13 protein-coding genes are annotated in these 14,512 nt (G+C 66.8%); 5 read left to right on the top strand and 8 right to left on the bottom strand.

The features are described 5' to 3' along the window. Window positions 1–73 precede the first annotated feature (73 nt). On the top strand, window positions 74–1,879 hold the full coding sequence (locus tag AC3WJT_RS03730; RefSeq protein WP_492341720.1) for a DUF885 domain-containing protein: 1,806 nt from the start codon (window positions 74–76) through the stop codon (window positions 1,877–1,879). Here the strand turns inward: AC3WJT_RS03730 and AC3WJT_RS03725 are convergent. Then, on the bottom strand, window positions 1,876–2,115 hold the full coding sequence (locus AC3WJT_RS03725) for a DUF6356 family protein (RefSeq protein WP_492341719.1): 240 nt from the start codon (window positions 2,113–2,115) through the stop codon (window positions 1,876–1,878). The genes AC3WJT_RS03730 and AC3WJT_RS03725 overlap by 4 nt on opposite strands. A gap of 93 nt (window positions 2,116–2,208) precedes the next feature. Continuing rightward, window positions 2,209–2,850, bottom strand: coding sequence for a TetR/AcrR family transcriptional regulator (locus AC3WJT_RS03720; protein ID WP_492341718.1), 642 nt, complete (start codon window positions 2,848–2,850; stop codon window positions 2,209–2,211). 106 nt (window positions 2,851–2,956) lie between these two features. Between AC3WJT_RS03720 and AC3WJT_RS03715 the strand changes: the two genes are divergently transcribed. Both AC3WJT_RS03715 and AC3WJT_RS03710 read left to right on the top strand, forming a co-directional pair. Further along, window positions 2,957–3,769: a UDP-2,3-diacylglucosamine diphosphatase gene (locus AC3WJT_RS03715; protein WP_492341717.1), complete on the top strand. Its 813-nt coding sequence runs from the start codon at window positions 2,957–2,959 to the stop codon at window positions 3,767–3,769. Continuing rightward, a complete protein-coding gene (locus tag AC3WJT_RS03710; RefSeq protein WP_492341716.1) occupies window positions 3,769–4,863 on the top strand; it encodes a glycosyltransferase family 4 protein in 1,095 nt (364 codons plus the stop codon). Before AC3WJT_RS03715 ends, AC3WJT_RS03710 begins: the two co-directional genes overlap by 1 nt. A gap of 206 nt (window positions 4,864–5,069) precedes the next feature. Here the strand turns inward: AC3WJT_RS03710 and AC3WJT_RS03705 are convergent, their stop codons facing one another. The 6 genes from AC3WJT_RS03705 to phnC form a co-directional block, all read right to left on the bottom strand. After that, the gene (locus AC3WJT_RS03705; protein WP_492341715.1) at window positions 5,070–6,107 is read right to left on the bottom strand and encodes a substrate-binding domain-containing protein; all 1,038 of its coding nucleotides are present in this window, start codon (window positions 6,105–6,107) and stop codon (window positions 5,070–5,072) included. Between the two features lie 88 nt (window positions 6,108–6,195). Beyond that, complete coding sequence (locus AC3WJT_RS03700; protein WP_492341714.1) at window positions 6,196–7,419, bottom strand: OprO/OprP family phosphate-selective porin; 1,224 nt, start codon at window positions 7,417–7,419, stop codon at window positions 6,196–6,198. 281 nt (window positions 7,420–7,700) lie between these two features. After that, on the bottom strand, window positions 7,701–8,882 hold the full coding sequence (locus tag AC3WJT_RS03695) for an OprO/OprP family phosphate-selective porin (RefSeq protein WP_492341713.1): 1,182 nt from the start codon (window positions 8,880–8,882) through the stop codon (window positions 7,701–7,703). Window positions 8,883–9,066: 184 nt separating this feature from the next. Then, a complete protein-coding gene (gene phnE / locus AC3WJT_RS03690; RefSeq protein WP_492341712.1) occupies window positions 9,067–9,915 on the bottom strand; it encodes a phosphonate ABC transporter, permease protein PhnE in 849 nt (282 codons plus the stop codon). 5 nt (window positions 9,916–9,920) lie between these two features. Beyond that, the gene (gene phnD / locus AC3WJT_RS03685) at window positions 9,921–10,943 is read right to left on the bottom strand and encodes a phosphate/phosphite/phosphonate ABC transporter substrate-binding protein (protein ID WP_492341711.1); all 1,023 of its coding nucleotides are present in this window, start codon (window positions 10,941–10,943) and stop codon (window positions 9,921–9,923) included. Continuing rightward, a complete protein-coding gene (gene phnC, locus AC3WJT_RS03680; RefSeq protein WP_492341710.1) occupies window positions 10,940–11,734 on the bottom strand; it encodes a phosphonate ABC transporter ATP-binding protein in 795 nt (264 codons plus the stop codon). The genes phnD and phnC overlap by 4 nt, the downstream gene beginning before the upstream one ends. A 280-nt stretch (window positions 11,735–12,014) precedes the next feature. On the opposite strand from phnC, the gene AC3WJT_RS03675 reads away from it, so the two are divergent. After that, the gene (locus AC3WJT_RS03675) at window positions 12,015–13,280 is read left to right on the top strand and encodes a type III PLP-dependent enzyme (protein ID WP_492341709.1); all 1,266 of its coding nucleotides are present in this window, start codon (window positions 12,015–12,017) and stop codon (window positions 13,278–13,280) included. A gap of 172 nt (window positions 13,281–13,452) precedes the next feature. Further along, window positions 13,453–14,499 (top strand): 1,9-bis(guanidino)-5-aza-nonane synthase, encoded by a 1,047-nt coding sequence (locus AC3WJT_RS03670; protein WP_492341708.1) that lies wholly within the window; start codon window positions 13,453–13,455, stop codon window positions 14,497–14,499. Window positions 14,500–14,512 lie beyond the last annotated feature (13 nt).

Here is a 14,512-nt window from a genome sequence, read left to right as displayed (position 1 = left end):
TTCGCCAAGCCCCGGCTTGCGGCGGCGCGCGGGCGGCGCCAGCTTGGCGGGCTCTGACGAGGGGATGAAGTCGATGGTTCGAGGAATTTCGCTGGCTGTGGCGCTGGCCGCCACGCTGGGCCTGTCCGGCGCGCAGGCCCGCGAGGGAGCGCCGGCGACGGTCGCTGTCACCGTCCCGACGTCACAGGCCCTTTCGCCGCTGGACGCCCTCGTCAGCGACTACGAGGCCTGGAACCTCGCCCAGAGCCCGATATCCGCCGGCCAGAACGGCGACCGGGCGGCGCTGTCGAAGCTGCCGGACGTGACGCCGGCCGCCGATGCGGCGCGCAAGGCCGCGCTGGAAGGGTTCAAGGCGCGGCTGGACGCGATCCCCGCCGCCTCGCTGGATGCCGATGGCCAGCTGAACCGCGCCTTTCTGGCCCGTCTGATCCGCGACAACCTGGGCTACATCGACTTCGACACGGGCCGGTTCGCCTTCTCCAGCGACGACGGCTTCCATCTGCTGGCGCCCTATGTGGCGACGGTGACGCCGATCAACTCGGTCGCCGACGCCGAGGCCTGGCTCGGCCGGATGGGCGCGCTGGCGAAATACTACGACGACAACATCGCCAACGCCCGCCGGGGCATCACGACCGGCTGGCTGCAGCCGCGGATGATCAGCGAGATCGTGCTCGGCCAGGCCCAGGCGGCGCTGAAGATCGCGCCCGAGGCCGACCCGTTGATGACGCCGTTCCGCGCCATGTCGCCGGCGATCGCCGCCGCCGAGCAGGCGGCGCTGAAGGCCCGCGCCCTGGCCATCATCACCGGCCAGGTGCGCCCGGCGCAGCAGCGCTTCGCCACCTTCGTCGAGAAGGAATACCTGCCGAAGACCAAGGCCGCGCTGGGCGTCGGCAGCGCCCCCGGCGGCAAGGACTATTACGCCTTCCTCGCCCGCCGTTTCACGACCACCAGCCTGACCCCCGACGAGATCCACGCTCTGGGCGAGCGCGAGGTGGCCCGCATACGGGCCGAGATGGACGCGGTGCGCGCCGAGGCCGGCTTCTCGGGCACACACGCCGAATTTCTCGCCTTCCTGCGCAGCGACCCGCAGTTCTATGTGACCACCCGCCAGGCGCTGCTGGAAAAGGCCAGCGAGGTCGCCAAGCGGATCGACGACCAGCTGCCGCGCTATTTCGGAACCCTGCCTCGCCTGCCCTACGGCGTGCGGCCCGTGCCGGCGGAAATCGAGAAGGGCTACACCAGCGGCCGCTATTTCCCGGGCAGCGCCAGTCAGGGGATCGCCGGCGGCTACATGGTCAACACCTACGCGCTCGACCAGCGCGGCCTCTACGAGTTGCCGGCCCTGACCCTGCACGAGGCCGTCCCCGGCCACCACCTGCAGATCGCCCTGGCCCAGGAACTGGAGGGCGTGCCCGCCTTCCGCCGCGACGCCGACATGACCGCCTTCGTCGAGGGCTGGGCGCTGTATGCCGAGAGCCTCGGCACGGAGATGGGCATCTACCGGACGCCCTACGAGAAGTTCGGGCGACTCTCGATGGAGATGTGGCGCGCCTGCCGGCTGGTGTCGGACACTGGACTGCACTGGCTGGGCTGGAGCCTGGACGAAGCGCGCAAGTGCTTCACGGAGAACACGGCGCTCTCGTCGCTGAACATCGAGGTCGAGCTGGCGCGATACGTCGGCTGGCCGGGGCAGGCGCTGGCCTACAAGGTCGGTGAGCTGAAGATCAAGGAACTGCGCAAGCGGGCCGAGACGGCGCTGGGCGCGAAGTTCGACATCCGCCGGTTCCACGACGCGGTGCTGCTGGCCGGGCCGCTGCCGATGGATCTGCTCGAAGTCCGTATCGACGCCTGGATCGCGGCGGAGAAGACGCGGACCTAGACCCCCGCGCCTTCCCAGTCGCCGTAGCCGGCTTCAGCCGGCCCACGGCCGGTGAGGCGGTGGTAGAGCGTCTTGATCGTGCGGCTGCCGGTGGTCTGGAACATCCACGGGAAGACGCCGTGCAGGACCGACGCGACGCCCGCGCCGATCATCGCGAAGCCGAAGCTCGTCGCCACGCCCAGATGCTTGCCGTAGCTCTCGCCGACGGAATGCGGGTGATCGGTGAAGGGGTTCATGACCGGCTCCGGGGTGCGGTGAGCCAGTGATGGCCTGAGCCGAGCGGGAGGGTCAAGCAGTCGGGGACATGGACCGCAGGTCCATGTCCCCGCTTATTCCGGCCAGAGGTCGGTCACGCCGCCCTTGCGGTTGAGCATGTGGGTGGCGCGCTTGATGACCGTCAGCAGGCGCTCGACGCGCTCATCCTTGTCGTAGGTCACCTGAGCTCTCGCCATGCCCTCGAGCATGAACCGGGCGAGGTCGCGGCTGGCCTGGAACCGGGGGCCGGCGCCGGCATGCAGCATCTTCAGGAAATGGTCGCCGATCTGCGCCCTGTCGAACTCGGCCAGCGAGGGGGCCAGCAGGTCGCGCACCAGCGGATCGGTGCGCGAGGCGGCCTCCAGTTCGGCGAAGGCGACGAACGGGAGACGGTGCAGAAGATCCCAGTAGGTCTCGATCGCGTGCTCGGTGACGTCCGCCCCCGGCGGCAGACTTTCGGCCGCGTCGCGGAACATCTCCGCCCGCCGGGCCTGGATGAAGTCGATCGCCGCCTCAAGCAGGCTCTCGCGCGTCGGGAAATGGTAAAGCATCGCGCCGCGGGTGATCTCGGCCGCTTCGGCTACCGCGGCGTTGGTCGTGGCCGCATAGCCGTTTTCGGCGATGACCCGCACGGCTTCCTCGAGAATCCGGGCGCGCGTGCGGCGCGATTTGGGGGTGTCACGCGATACTGAAAGGGCCTCTGCCATGGGGCTCATCTAGGGCTCCCCATATTGCGCCGCAACATGTCCTGTCCCCGTTTCACGAGACTGACACGCAATCAGCCTAGCGGCTGGGGATCGGCGCCTGTCAGCGGAGCGAAAAATGGGACCGCACGCCCAAACCTTGAGCTGCCGCGCGGCGTTCATCAGCGACGTGCATCTGGGGACGCGCGGCTGCCAGGCCGAGATGCTGCTCGACTTCATCCGCCATCTTGAATGCGACCATCTCTATCTGGTCGGCGACATAATCGACGGCTGGAAGCTGAAGAGCGGATGGCACTGGCCGCAGAGCCACAACGACGTCGTCCAGAAGGTGCTCCGGATGGCGCGCAAGGGCGTCAGGGTGACCTATGTGCCCGGCAACCACGACGAGGTGGCCCGAGACTTCTGCGGCGTTCATTTCGGCGGTGTGGTCGTCGTGCGCGACGCCATCCACGAAACCGCGGACGGGCGGCGTTTCCTGGTCGTCCACGGGGACGAGTTCGACGGTATCGTGCAACACGCCCGCTGGCTCGCCTTCCTCGGCGATTGGTCCTATAGAACGCTCCTGCTACTGAACACTCTCGTCGCCCGGGCGCGTCATCGGCTGGGGTTGGGATACTGGAGTTTCTCGGCCTACCTGAAGGTCAAGGTGAAGAACGCTTTGCAGTTCATCGAGAATTTCGAGGAAGCCGTAACCGACGAGGCCCGTCGGCGCGGTGTGGATGGCGTGATCTGCGGCCATATCCACAAGGCGGAGATGCGCGACTTCGGCGGCATCCTCTATGTCAACGACGGCGACTGGGTGGAGAGCTGCACGGCGCTGGTCGAGCATCATGACGGCCGCCTGGAGATCGTGGAGTGGGCGAAGCGCCGTTCCTGGTCCACAATGGCGCGGGGCGACTCCGACGCCCTGCCGGAGCCTGCCGCCGCCTGATGCGTATCCTCGTGGCCACCGACGCCTGGGAGCCCCAGGTCAACGGCGTTGTCCGGACGCTGACGCGCACGGTCGCGGAGATGCGCGCCATGGGCCACGAGGTCGAGGTGATCAGCCCCGACCAGTTCAACACCGTGCCGCTGCCGACCTATTCCGAGATCAAGCTGGCCGTCGGCGCCTATGAACCGATCCAGGAGCGGTTCAAGTCGTTCGAACCCGAAGCGATCCATATCGCCACCGAAGGTCCGGTGGGTCTGGCCGCGCGGCGCGTGTGCCTGGAATGGAAGCTGCCGTTCACGACCAGCTATCACACGCGCTTTCCGGAATACGTCTCGGCCCGCCTGCCCGTCCCGCTGGCGGCCGGCTACGCCTACATGAAGTGGTTCCACAAGCCGTCCGGCCGGATGATGGTGGCCACCGACACCATGCGCGAGGAGCTGGAAAGCCACGGCTTCCGCAACATCTCCGCCTGGTCGCGCGGGGTCGATACCGACATCTTCCATCCGAAGCGGGATGACGAGCCCGACGTCTATGCGGGTCTGGCGCGGCCGATCTTCCTCAATGTCGGTCGCGTGGCGGTGGAGAAGAACATCGAGGCCTTCGCCAGCCTCGACCTGCCCGGCACCAAGGTGGTGGTCGGCGATGGTCCCCAGCGCGCCGAGCTGGAGGAGAACTATCCGGATGTGAAGTTCGTCGGCGCCAAGTACGGCGACGAGCTGGCGGCCTACTTCGGCTGCGCCGACGTGTTCGTGTTCCCCTCGCTGACCGACACGTTCGGCCTGGTGATTCTGGAGGCGATGGCGGCCGGCGTCCCCGTCGCGGGCTTCAATGCGCCGGGGCCGGCGGACATCATTCCGGGGTCCAACGCCGGCGCCCTGGCGCCGGACCGCGTCAACGGCCTGCGGGAGGCCTGCCTGGCCTGCCTCGAGCTCGATCGCACCGCCGTCCGGGCCTTTGCCGAACAGTTCAGCTGGCGCGCCTGCGCCGAGCAGTTCGTGAAGAACCTCGAGCCCTATCCCGAGCCGGAGAAGACCCGCTTCTGGCGGCGGCTGCGGCGGCTGGCCCGGCTGCGGCGCCGGCCGAAGGCGGCCTAGCTCATACATAGTCATGGCCCGGCTGGTCCGGGCCACCCATGCATGTTGGCGCCAGCCAGGCCGAGTGCTGCCCTTTCGGCGTTCGACTTCCCTTGTCAGTTTTCTCGGATGGTCCGGACAAGCCGGCCCATGATGGATCATGGAAACAGAAAAACGCCGCGGATCATTCGATCCGCGGCGCAAGTCTTTGGGTTCGGGAGAGAGTCTTACGAAGCAGGACGGCCCATGACCGTACCGGCCTTGAACGCGGCCTTGCCGGCGTCGTGCTGGCCGGCAGGCAGCGGGATCAGACCCCGGCCCTGCAGGTAGCCGCCGCGGCCCGTGGCTGCGTCGGAGAGGAACTCCTCGACGAACTCACGCAGGCCCGGCGTCACGCCGAGGTTGGACTTCTTGACGTAGATGTAGAGCGAGCGCGACAGCGGGTAAGCGCCGCTGGAGATGGACGCCGCGGTCGGCGCGACGCCATTGACCGTCGCACCCTTCACCTTGTCGCCGTTCTCTTCCAGGAAGCTGTAGCCGAACACGCCGAGGGCGCCCGGCGTACGGGTCAGGGTCTGGACGATGGCGTTGTCGTTCTCGCCGGCGTCGATCCAGCCGTCCGCGCGCAGCGGATCGACCAGGCCCTTGAAGCCCTTTTCGTTGTTCGAGCGCATTTCGTCGAGGACCGGGAACTTGCGGGCCCCGGCCTCGATGCCGAGCTCAAGCCAGGCGTCACGGGTGCCGGACGTGGGCGGGGGGCCGTAGACCAGGATGCGGTTGCCGGGCAGGCCCGTGCCGATCTCGTCCCAGGACTTGTAGGGGTTGGGCACGAACTTGCCGTAGCGCAGCACTTTGGCCGACAGGCCCAGATACAGGTGCTCAAGCTTGAAGTCGTAGTTGGCGCCGTCCTTGTCGACCGCGATGACGATGCCGTCGAAGCCGATCTTGATCGCGATGATGTCCTTCACGCCCTTGGCGGCGCAGGCGTCGAATTCCGACTTCTTCATCGGGCGCGAGGCGTTGGCGATGTCGGGGAATCCTTCACCCGTGCCGCCGCAGAACAGCTTGAAGCCGCCGCCGGTGCCAAGCGATTCGACCTTGGGCGCCTTGGAGCCGGTCTTGCGGGCGAAGTTCTCGGCCACGCGGGTCGTGAACGGGAAGACGGTGGAGGAGCCGGCGGCCCAGACGTAGTCGCGGGCGGCGTGGGCCTGGGTGGCGAGGGTCATGACCGCAAGAGCGGCGACCGCGCCAAGTGCTTTCTTCATGGGAGAATCTCCGGACAGAAGCGGGGTTGACCCTTGGCCAATCCCGAAAAGGGTGGACCCGCCGGAAATTCCGACGGGTCCGTGAGGCCTAGAAGTCGAACTGGGCGCGGAACTGGAGGGTGTCCACGTCCACGTCGTTGGCGAGGATCGCGTTGTCGTTCTGCGACTTCGTGTAGTTGGTCATGAAGCGGACGTACGGGAACGGATACCAGGTCGCGCCGAGCGTCCAGGCGGTGTACTCGCCCGCCGTCGCCACGCCGGTGATGTCCGTCAGGTCGGCGCTGTCATAGCGCGCGGCCAGTTCGAAGGCGCCGAAGCCGCCGGCGGTCATCGGCGAGAGGATCTTGGTGCGACCCAGTTCGCCCTTCTTGACGTCCATGTTCCGGCGCTCGCCGGTGACGAACCAGCTGGCGGCCACGTAGTAGGCGTTGGCTTCCTGCTGCAGACCATTGGTGCGATCGATGTCGATGTTCGCGTACTCGCCCTGCAGCGAGAACGGACCGGCGATGTAGAGCGCTTCCACGCCGATCATGGTGTCGCTGTCGCCAATGCCGCCCGACGAAACGTAACGCGCACCGTAGTTTGTGTTGTTGCGGACCTGGTAGTTGAAGCCGGCCTGATCGCCGCGATCGCGCTGGCGGCCCCAGATGCCGAGGTGCAGGGTCTGGGTGTCGGTCATGACCGGCGCCCAGGTGGCGCGGGCGTTGACGCTGACCTGATCGCTGCCGCCGTCGTTGCCGACAACCGTGGGATCAGCCGAGTTGATCGAGTCGCCGGAGACGGCCGCCTGGAGGGTCCAGTTTTCGCCGTTCATCTTGGCCGAGACGTTCATGACGCGGCCGGCGTCGATGATGTCGTTGAACGGGCCGCGTTCCATGAAGGTGATGTAGCGCGAGGAGGAGATGTTCTCGAGCGAGACGGTCTTGAAGTTGCCGACCATGATCGAGCTGAAGTCGTTGGGCTTGTATTCCAGGACGACGTCTTCCCATTGCGTCGTGCCGCCGCCGCTCGAAATCGCGGCTTCGGCCTTGTAGGCCCAGTTCTGGTTCCAGGTGCCCTCGACGCCAAGACGGGCGGTGCGGACGCGGCTGACCTGCGAGCTGAAGTCGTTGCCGACGGCGCGGTCAACTTCCTGGCTGACGACGTCCATATAGACGCGGCCGCGGACCTTGAAGGTCAGGGTGTCGTTGGAGAATTGCGGAGCGCCTTTCCAGGCGGTGGTGGTTTCCTGCGCCGAGGCGCCCGAGACCAGGGCCAGCGCCAGCAGCGCGCCCATGGCAGACCCACAGGCCAGCGAGGTCTTCGTTTTCATTGTCGGATCCTTGTCGATCTCGCCCCACGCCCCTCGCGGGGGGTCGAGGCGGACTCCTAGGCCCGAGCGACGACGGTCAGACGACAGGACGACCAAGGTTCCGCAACAGCGGCGCGTCGGTTTCGTGACATTCGATCCGGCGACGGATCATTTCGCGACTGCCCTCTGACCCGCGACGCCAAGCTGGCGCATGTCGTGCTACCGCGACCTCTAGGGCCGGTCGCGCGAGGTCGACCGGTCGAAGGCGGGCGGATTCCTGCGGCGCCCCAAGCCGCCCTGGATCAGAAGTCGAACTGGGCGCGGAACTGCAGGGTATCCACATCCACGTCCGCGCCGACGGCCGGATTGTCGTTTCGGGACCGGGTGAAGTTGCCCATGAAACGGACGTGTGGGAGCGGGTACCAGTTCGCCCCAAGGGTCCAGGCGCTGTACTGACCGGCCGCGGCGGGCCCGCTGATATCCGTGAGATCGACGCGGTCGTAGCGGGCCGCCAGCTCAATGGCGCCAGGGCCGCCCGACGTAACGGGAGACAGCACCTTGGTGCGGCCTATCGCGCCCTTGCCGACGTCCAGCTTGCGGCTCTCACCGGTGACGAACCAGCTGGCCGCGACGTAGTAGGCGGCGGCGTTCTGATCGAGACCATTCGTGCGATCAATCGCGATATGGACGGCTTCACCCTGCAGGGACAGGGGGCCGAGGATCCACAGCCCCTCGAGACCGATCATGGCGTCGCCGTCGCCAATTGCGCCGGTCGAGGTGTAGCGGGCGCCATAGTTGGTGTTGTTGCGGACGCGGTAGTTGAAGGCCGGGCCTTCTCCCCGGTCCCGCGCGCGCGCCCAGAAACCCAGATGCAGCGCCTGGCCTTCGGCCACGGCCGGCGCCCAGGTCCCGCGCACGGAATAGGCCACCTGCTCGCTGGTGATCGTGTCGCCGGTGTTGACGGTGTCGCCCGACACGGCGGCCTGGAGCGTCCAGTTCGGCCCGGTGCGTCGCACCACGAGGTTCATCACCCGACCGGCGTCGATGATGTCGTTGAACGGGCCGCGCTCCATGAAGGTGTTGTTCAGGGACGACGAGATGTTCTCGAACGACACGGTCCTGAAGTTGCCGGCGATGATCGAGGTGGACGCATCGACCTTGTAGGTCAGCAGGAGATCTTCCCACTGCGGTTTCTGGTCCTGGCTCGAGATCGAGGCCTCGGCCTTGTAGGTCCACTTCGAGTTCAGATTTCCCGCAAGGGCCAGGCGGGCCGTGCGCAGGCGGCCTTCACCGATCGCGGCGTCAGCGCCGGCCTCCCGGTCGACCTCCTGGTCGACACTGTCGAAATAGATCCGCCCGCTGAGCTTGATCGTCGGGGCCCAGACATCCGCGGCGGGAGCGTCCTGCGCCGTGGCTGCCGTCGCAAGAAACAGAACCAGGGCGCCGAGCCCCGCGCTGCATGTCGCCGTCGTCACGGTTGTCATTGCCCCGTCCTGTCGCCGAGCCCGCTGCTGGCGGGAACCTGCAAAGCTCTAGGGGCGTTCGGCGGGCATTGGGAGACAATTTGCGACAGCCACGTGACCCCGGCGCGGCGAAAGACCCCGCGACCGAAGGCCTGAAACGCCGCCTCAAGGCGCGTCAACGCAGGCCGTCCTGCATCGGAGGCCGCTACAGCAGGCGGCTGCGGATGGTCTGCGACAGCAGGTCGATCGCCGACACGGCCACCACGATCACCAGCACGATGCAGCCGGTCTCGTCGTAGCGGAAGGTGTTGGTCGAATCGATCAGCACCTGGCCGATGCCGCCCGCCCCGATCAGCCCCAGCACCGTCGCGGCGCGGCTGTTCGATTCGAAGCGATAGAGCCCGTAGCTGGTCCACAGCGGCGCGACCTGCGGGATGACCCCCCAGACGATCTCGTGCAGCCGCCCGGCTCCGGTGGCGCGAACGCCCTCGACCGGACCCTTGTCGATCGACTCGACCGCCTCGGAGAACAACTTGGCCAGCACGCCGCCGGTGTTGAACATCATCGCCATGACGCCGGCGAAGGGGCCAAGGCCCACGGCGGTGATGAAGATGACCGCGACCACCAGGTCGGGGATCGAGCGGATCAGGTCCAGAACCCGGCGCACAGGCTGCTGGATCCAGGCCGGGGTGATGTTGCTGGCCCCCAGAAGGCCGAACGGGATGGCTACGATGATCGCCAGGGCCGTGCCCCAGAGGGCCATCTGGATCGTCTGCCACATCTTGCCGATGTAGAGCGGCCAGTCCTTGCCGCTGAAGTCCGTCGGCGACCAGGCGCTGTCCCAGAAGCGGAACGGCGCGAAGAAGCCGGCGATGAACTCGCCCATACGGCTCTCGGAGCTGAACAGCATCGGGAACTTGCCGATTTCGGCGGGTCCGAAGCTGATCACGAGCAGGATGGCGATGCCGCCCCACAGCGCGAGGTCGAACATCTGCGCCGAAAGGGAGCGGCGCGGGGGCTGAAGATCAGCGGAAGCGGGAGCGGCAGAGGTCATGGAACTTACCCGGCCGGCGCGGGAGCCGCCGGCGTCGCGGCGGCCTTCTTGTCAAGCGCGGCCTGGATCTCGTCATAGGCCTTCTGCGCCGCGGCGATCTTTGCCGGATCGCCGGCTTCCTTGGCGAGACCCAGCGCCTCGAGGGCCTCCATCTTGCGGACGACCAGCAGATGGGTGTCGTCGGCCGGCAGGAAGCCGCCGATGCTGATCTTGGCCATGTTGGCGCGCTGGCGCTCGGCCTCGGGACCCTCGCCCCGGCCGTAGGTCAGGAAGAACTGGCGCAGCTTTTCCTTGATCGCCGGATCGAGGTCCTTGCGCCAGACGATCGGGTCTTCCGGCAGGGTGTCCGATTCCCAGATCACCCGGATGCGTTCGGCCTGGCCTTCGCCGCGCGCCTTGTTCAGGGCGATGGCGGTGGAGTTGTTGGTCGCTGCGTCGAGCCGGCCGTTGGCCACCGCGAACAGGTTGGCCTGGTGGCTGGCGCTCAGCACGGTCTTGAAACAGGTCTCCGGCTTCTTGCCCGCCGGGATGAAGACATAGGTCATCGGCGCCAGGGTGCCCGATGTCGACTTCTTGTCTCCCATGCCGAAGTCCAGGGTGCCGTCGCACTTCAGCAGATCGGCGACCGTGCGGATCGGGCTGTTGGCGGGAACGATGATCACCGACTTGTAGCCGTCGGTGCCGGAGTCATCGATCGTGCGGGCGAAGACTTCCCCGTTCGAGCGGCGCACGGCTTCCAGACCCGACTGGTTGGAGAACCAGCCCAGGTCGACCTGCTTGAAGCGCATCGCCTCGATCAGGGCGCTGTAGCTGCCCGAGAAGAACGGCTTCACCTTCAGGCCGGTCTGCTTTTCCATGTCGGCCAGGATCGGGGTCCAGTAGGACTCCATGTTCTGGGCGGACTCGGTCGACAGGATCGAGAAGGTGATCGTGTCCTGGGCGGCGCCCGTGGCGGCCTTCTCGCCGCAGCCGGCGAGGGCCATGGCCGCGACGGCCCCGAAAGCCAACAGTGAGCGGCGGAGAATCATGCGGGGGCTCCTTCCCAGAAGACGTCTTCGAATTCCGGGCCGTAGATTTCGATCAGTTTGGGCTTGTGCAGGCCGGAGGCCGGGCCGTCGTAGACCATCTTGCCGGCCTTCAACGCCACGACGCGGTCACAGTACTTCAGGGCGTAGTCGACCTGGTGCAGGGTGACGATGACCGTCAGCCCGTCTTTCTGGTTCAGCTCGCGCAGGATCTCCATGACCTTGCGGGCCGACACCGGGTCGAGCGAGGCGACCGGCTCGTCGGCGAGGATGATCTTGGCCTTCTGGACCAGGGCGCGGGCGATGGCGCCGCGCTGCTGCTGGCCGCCGGACAGGGTGTTGGCCCGCTGGCCGGCGTAGTCGGAGACGCCCACCCGGTGCAGCGCCTGCATGGCCGCGGCCTTGGTCTCTTCCGGCCAGCGGCCGAGCAGACCCTGCATGAAGCTGATCCGCCCGAGCGAGCCCAGCGCGACGTTGGTGAACAGGCTGAGCCGGCCGACCAGGTTGAACTGCTGGGCGATGAAGCCGATCCGGATGCGCGCGTCGCGCACCTTGTCGCTGAGACGGCCCTTGACCTGGACCTTTCCGCCGAAGGCCTCGATGACCCCCTCGCCGTTGTCGATGGTCTGCAGGCCGTCGACGGAGCGCAGCAGGGTCGACTTGCCTGAGCCGGACGGCCCGATCAGGGCGACCATCTCGCCGCGGGCGACGTCAAGCGTGACCCCGTCGAGCGCGCGGCGGGAACCAAAGGTCTTGGAGACCGAGCGGATCGAGAGGACAGCGTCTGTCGTCATGGGTTTTCGTCGAGAGTCCTAACACAGATGCCCATCCCTCATGGAAGGGGCATGCGAAAGTTTCGTGACTGACAGGCATATCTCCCCGCGCGAGGCCGTGGGAAGCACGATCGCGCCTCAGGCTGCGCGAATTCGACACGCGCCCTGCTCGCGGCAGGCGACAAAAGGTTCTTTACATCCGGGGAAAGCGACCTTACATCGCGCGCTTCCGGCGGACCCCGTGTCCAACTGCGCTGCTAACGCCGGTCTGGGTTTAACAATTTACAGGGGTCTACGTGAATTGCGCACGTACCATAACCCCCTGGACCTGGTCCGTGAGCGGTCGCCGGAAAGGCCTGTCGCCCTTGTGCGACATGCCCCCGTCGCCGTAGCGGCGCGCTGGTTCCAGGACAATCTGAAAGCTGACGTCTTCTATGCGGTGAAGGCGAACCCTTCGCGTTGGGTCATCGAGACCCTGGTTGAAGCGGGCGTCACCGGATTCGACGTCGCCTCGCTGCGAGAGATCGAACTGGTGCGGTCGGTGAGCCCGGACGCGCGGTTGGCCTTCATGCATCCGGTGAAGAGCCGCGCGGCGATCACCAAGGCCTATTTCGATCACGGCGTCCGGACGTTCTCGCTGGACTGCCACGACGAGCTGGAAAAGATCCTCGATTCCACTGGCCAGGCCAAGGATCTGAACCTGATCGTGCGCATGGCGGTCTCGGCCGATGGCGCGGCCTACACCCTGTCGGGCAAGTTCGGCGTCTCGCCGGACCAGGCCCCGTCACTGCTCCTGGCCACCCGCCAGGCGGTGAAGGACGGGCTGATGGGCGTCAGCTTCCACGTCGGCAGCCAGTGCATGCGTCCGACCGCCTATCAGGCGGCGATGGCCCAGGTCAGCCGCTCGATCAGCCGCGCCGGCGTGATCGTCGATATCGTCGATATCGGCGGCGGCTTCCCCTCGGTCTATCCGGGCATGGTTCCGCCGGACATGAGCGAGTACGCCGACGCCATCCATCGCGGCTTCAACGAGATGCCGGTCAGCGAGACCACCGAGCTGTGGTGCGAGCCCGGCCGCGCGCTGGTGGCCGAATCGTCGTCGGTGCTCTGCCGGGTCGATCTGAGGAAGGGCGACGCCCTGTATCTGAACGACGGCTCGTACGGCGCGCTGTTCGACGCCACCCACTCGCGCTGGCCGTTCCCGACCAGGCTGGTGCGGGACGCCGCCTCCTCGACCGAGCTCAAGCCGTTCCGCTTCTACGGACCGACCTGCGATTCCATCGACCACATGCCGGGACCGTTCTGGCTGCCGGCCGATGTGCGCGAGGGCGATTTCATCGAGATCGGCATGCTGGGCGCCTATGGCGTGGCCATGTCGACCGGCTTCAACGGCTACGGCGAGCACGAGATAGCCGGGGTCGAGGACGCGCCGATGGCGTCGCTCTACGGCCTGGCGCCCCGCTCCATCCCGACCGTGCGCACCACGGCCGAGGAGCAGGCTCGCAAGGTCGTCCGCCTGTCGCGCCCGAAGGGCAAGGCGGGCGTCCGCAAACAAAGGCGCCGCTAGGATTTTCCGCACATCCCGGCCTATGCCGGGACCCAGATGACATATCTCCGCGCTATAGGATCTGGGCCCCGGCATTCGCCGGGGTGAGCGGAGTTTGTTTCACCGGTCGCTCCGTCCTGGTGAGGCAAGGTATTTGACGACGGGCGCTCAAACGATCAGGGAAACCCGACCAATGAACGCTCCCGTTCCGAATACGAAGGCCCAGCTGCTCGCCAACACCGTCGAGCACATCGACATCACCAGCTTCGACGCCCGCCCGATCATCGACGGCATGCGCAAGATGAGCTTCAGCTCGCGCGACATGGCGCGGGCCGCCGACATCTTCAACATGGCGCTGGAAGACAAGGCCTGCTCGCCCTGGCTGATCCTCGCCGGATCGACCAGCGCCGGCGGCTGCATGCATGTGTACCGCGACATGGTGAAGTTCGGCATGGTCGACGCGGTGGTCGCCACCGGCGCCTCGATCGTCGACATGGATTTCTTCGAAGCCCTCGGCTTCAAGCACTACCAGGCCGCCGGCCAGGTCGACGACAACGTCCTGCGCGACAACTACATCGACCGGATCTACGACACCTACATCGACGAGGAAGAGCTCCAGGCCTGCGACCACACCATCCTGGAGATCTGCAACCGGCTGGAGCCGCGCGGCTATTCCTCGCGCGAGTTCATCTGGGAGATGGGCAAGTGGCTCTCCGAGGGCAACGCCAAGAAGCCCGGCTCGCTGATCCAGACCGCCTATGAAGAAGGCGTGCCGATCTTCTGCCCGGCGTTCGTGGACTCGTCGGCCGGCTTCGGCCTGGTCAAGCACCAGAAGGAGCGGATCGCGGCGAAGCAGCCCTATCTGATGATCGACGCCGTGGCCGACTTCCGCGAGCTGACCGACATCAAGATCGCCGCCGGCGTCACCGGTCTGTTCATGGTCGGCGGCGGGGTGCCCAAGAACTTCGCCCAGGACACCGTCGTCTGCGCCGAGATCCTCGGCATCGAGGCCGAGATGCACCGCTACGCCGTGCAGATCACCGTCGCCGACGTGCGGGACGGCGCATGCTCGTCCTCGACGCTCAAGGAGGCGGCCAGCTGGGGCAAGGTGCAGACCACCCACGAGCAGATGGTCTTCGCCGAGGCAACCACGGTGGTGCCGCTGATCGGATCCGACGCCTATCACCGCGGCGCCTGGAAGAGCCGGGTCAAGCCGCGCTGGGCCAAGCTGTTCGCCTGACCCCGGCCCATTG

Source organism: Caulobacter sp. FW305-C-30-S16, from assembly GCF_058783025.1.
This window is presented reverse-complemented; position numbering and strand designations above follow the sequence as displayed.

What these genes read in the sequence shown, in the direction of transcription:
- AC3WJT_RS03725 (WP_492341719.1), bottom strand. Translation starts at nt 2,115, where the DNA reads ATGAACCCCTTCACCGATCACCCGCATTCCGTCGGCGAGAGCTACGGC.
- AC3WJT_RS03715 (WP_492341717.1), top strand. Translation starts at nt 2,957, where the DNA reads ATGGGACCGCACGCCCAAACCTTGAGCTGCCGCGCGGCGTTCATCAGC.
- AC3WJT_RS03700 (WP_492341714.1), bottom strand. Translation starts at nt 7,419, where the DNA reads ATGAAAACGAAGACCTCGCTGGCCTGTGGGTCTGCCATGGGCGCGCTG.
- AC3WJT_RS03670 (WP_492341708.1), top strand. Translation starts at nt 13,453, where the DNA reads ATGAACGCTCCCGTTCCGAATACGAAGGCCCAGCTGCTCGCCAACACC.
- phnD (WP_492341711.1), bottom strand. Translation starts at nt 10,943, where the DNA reads ATGATTCTCCGCCGCTCACTGTTGGCTTTCGGGGCCGTCGCGGCCATG.
- AC3WJT_RS03720 (WP_492341718.1), bottom strand. Translation starts at nt 2,850, where the DNA reads ATGAGCCCCATGGCAGAGGCCCTTTCAGTATCGCGTGACACCCCCAAA.
- AC3WJT_RS03695 (WP_492341713.1), bottom strand. Translation starts at nt 8,882, where the DNA reads ATGACAACCGTGACGACGGCGACATGCAGCGCGGGGCTCGGCGCCCTG.
- AC3WJT_RS03705 (WP_492341715.1), bottom strand. Translation starts at nt 6,107, where the DNA reads ATGAAGAAAGCACTTGGCGCGGTCGCCGCTCTTGCGGTCATGACCCTC.
- phnE (WP_492341712.1), bottom strand. Translation starts at nt 9,915, where the DNA reads ATGACCTCTGCCGCTCCCGCTTCCGCTGATCTTCAGCCCCCGCGCCGC.
- AC3WJT_RS03730 (WP_492341720.1), top strand. Translation starts at nt 74, where the DNA reads ATGGTTCGAGGAATTTCGCTGGCTGTGGCGCTGGCCGCCACGCTGGGC.
- AC3WJT_RS03710 (WP_492341716.1), top strand. Translation starts at nt 3,769, where the DNA reads ATGCGTATCCTCGTGGCCACCGACGCCTGGGAGCCCCAGGTCAACGGC.
- phnC (WP_492341710.1), bottom strand. Translation starts at nt 11,734, where the DNA reads ATGACGACAGACGCTGTCCTCTCGATCCGCTCGGTCTCCAAGACCTTT.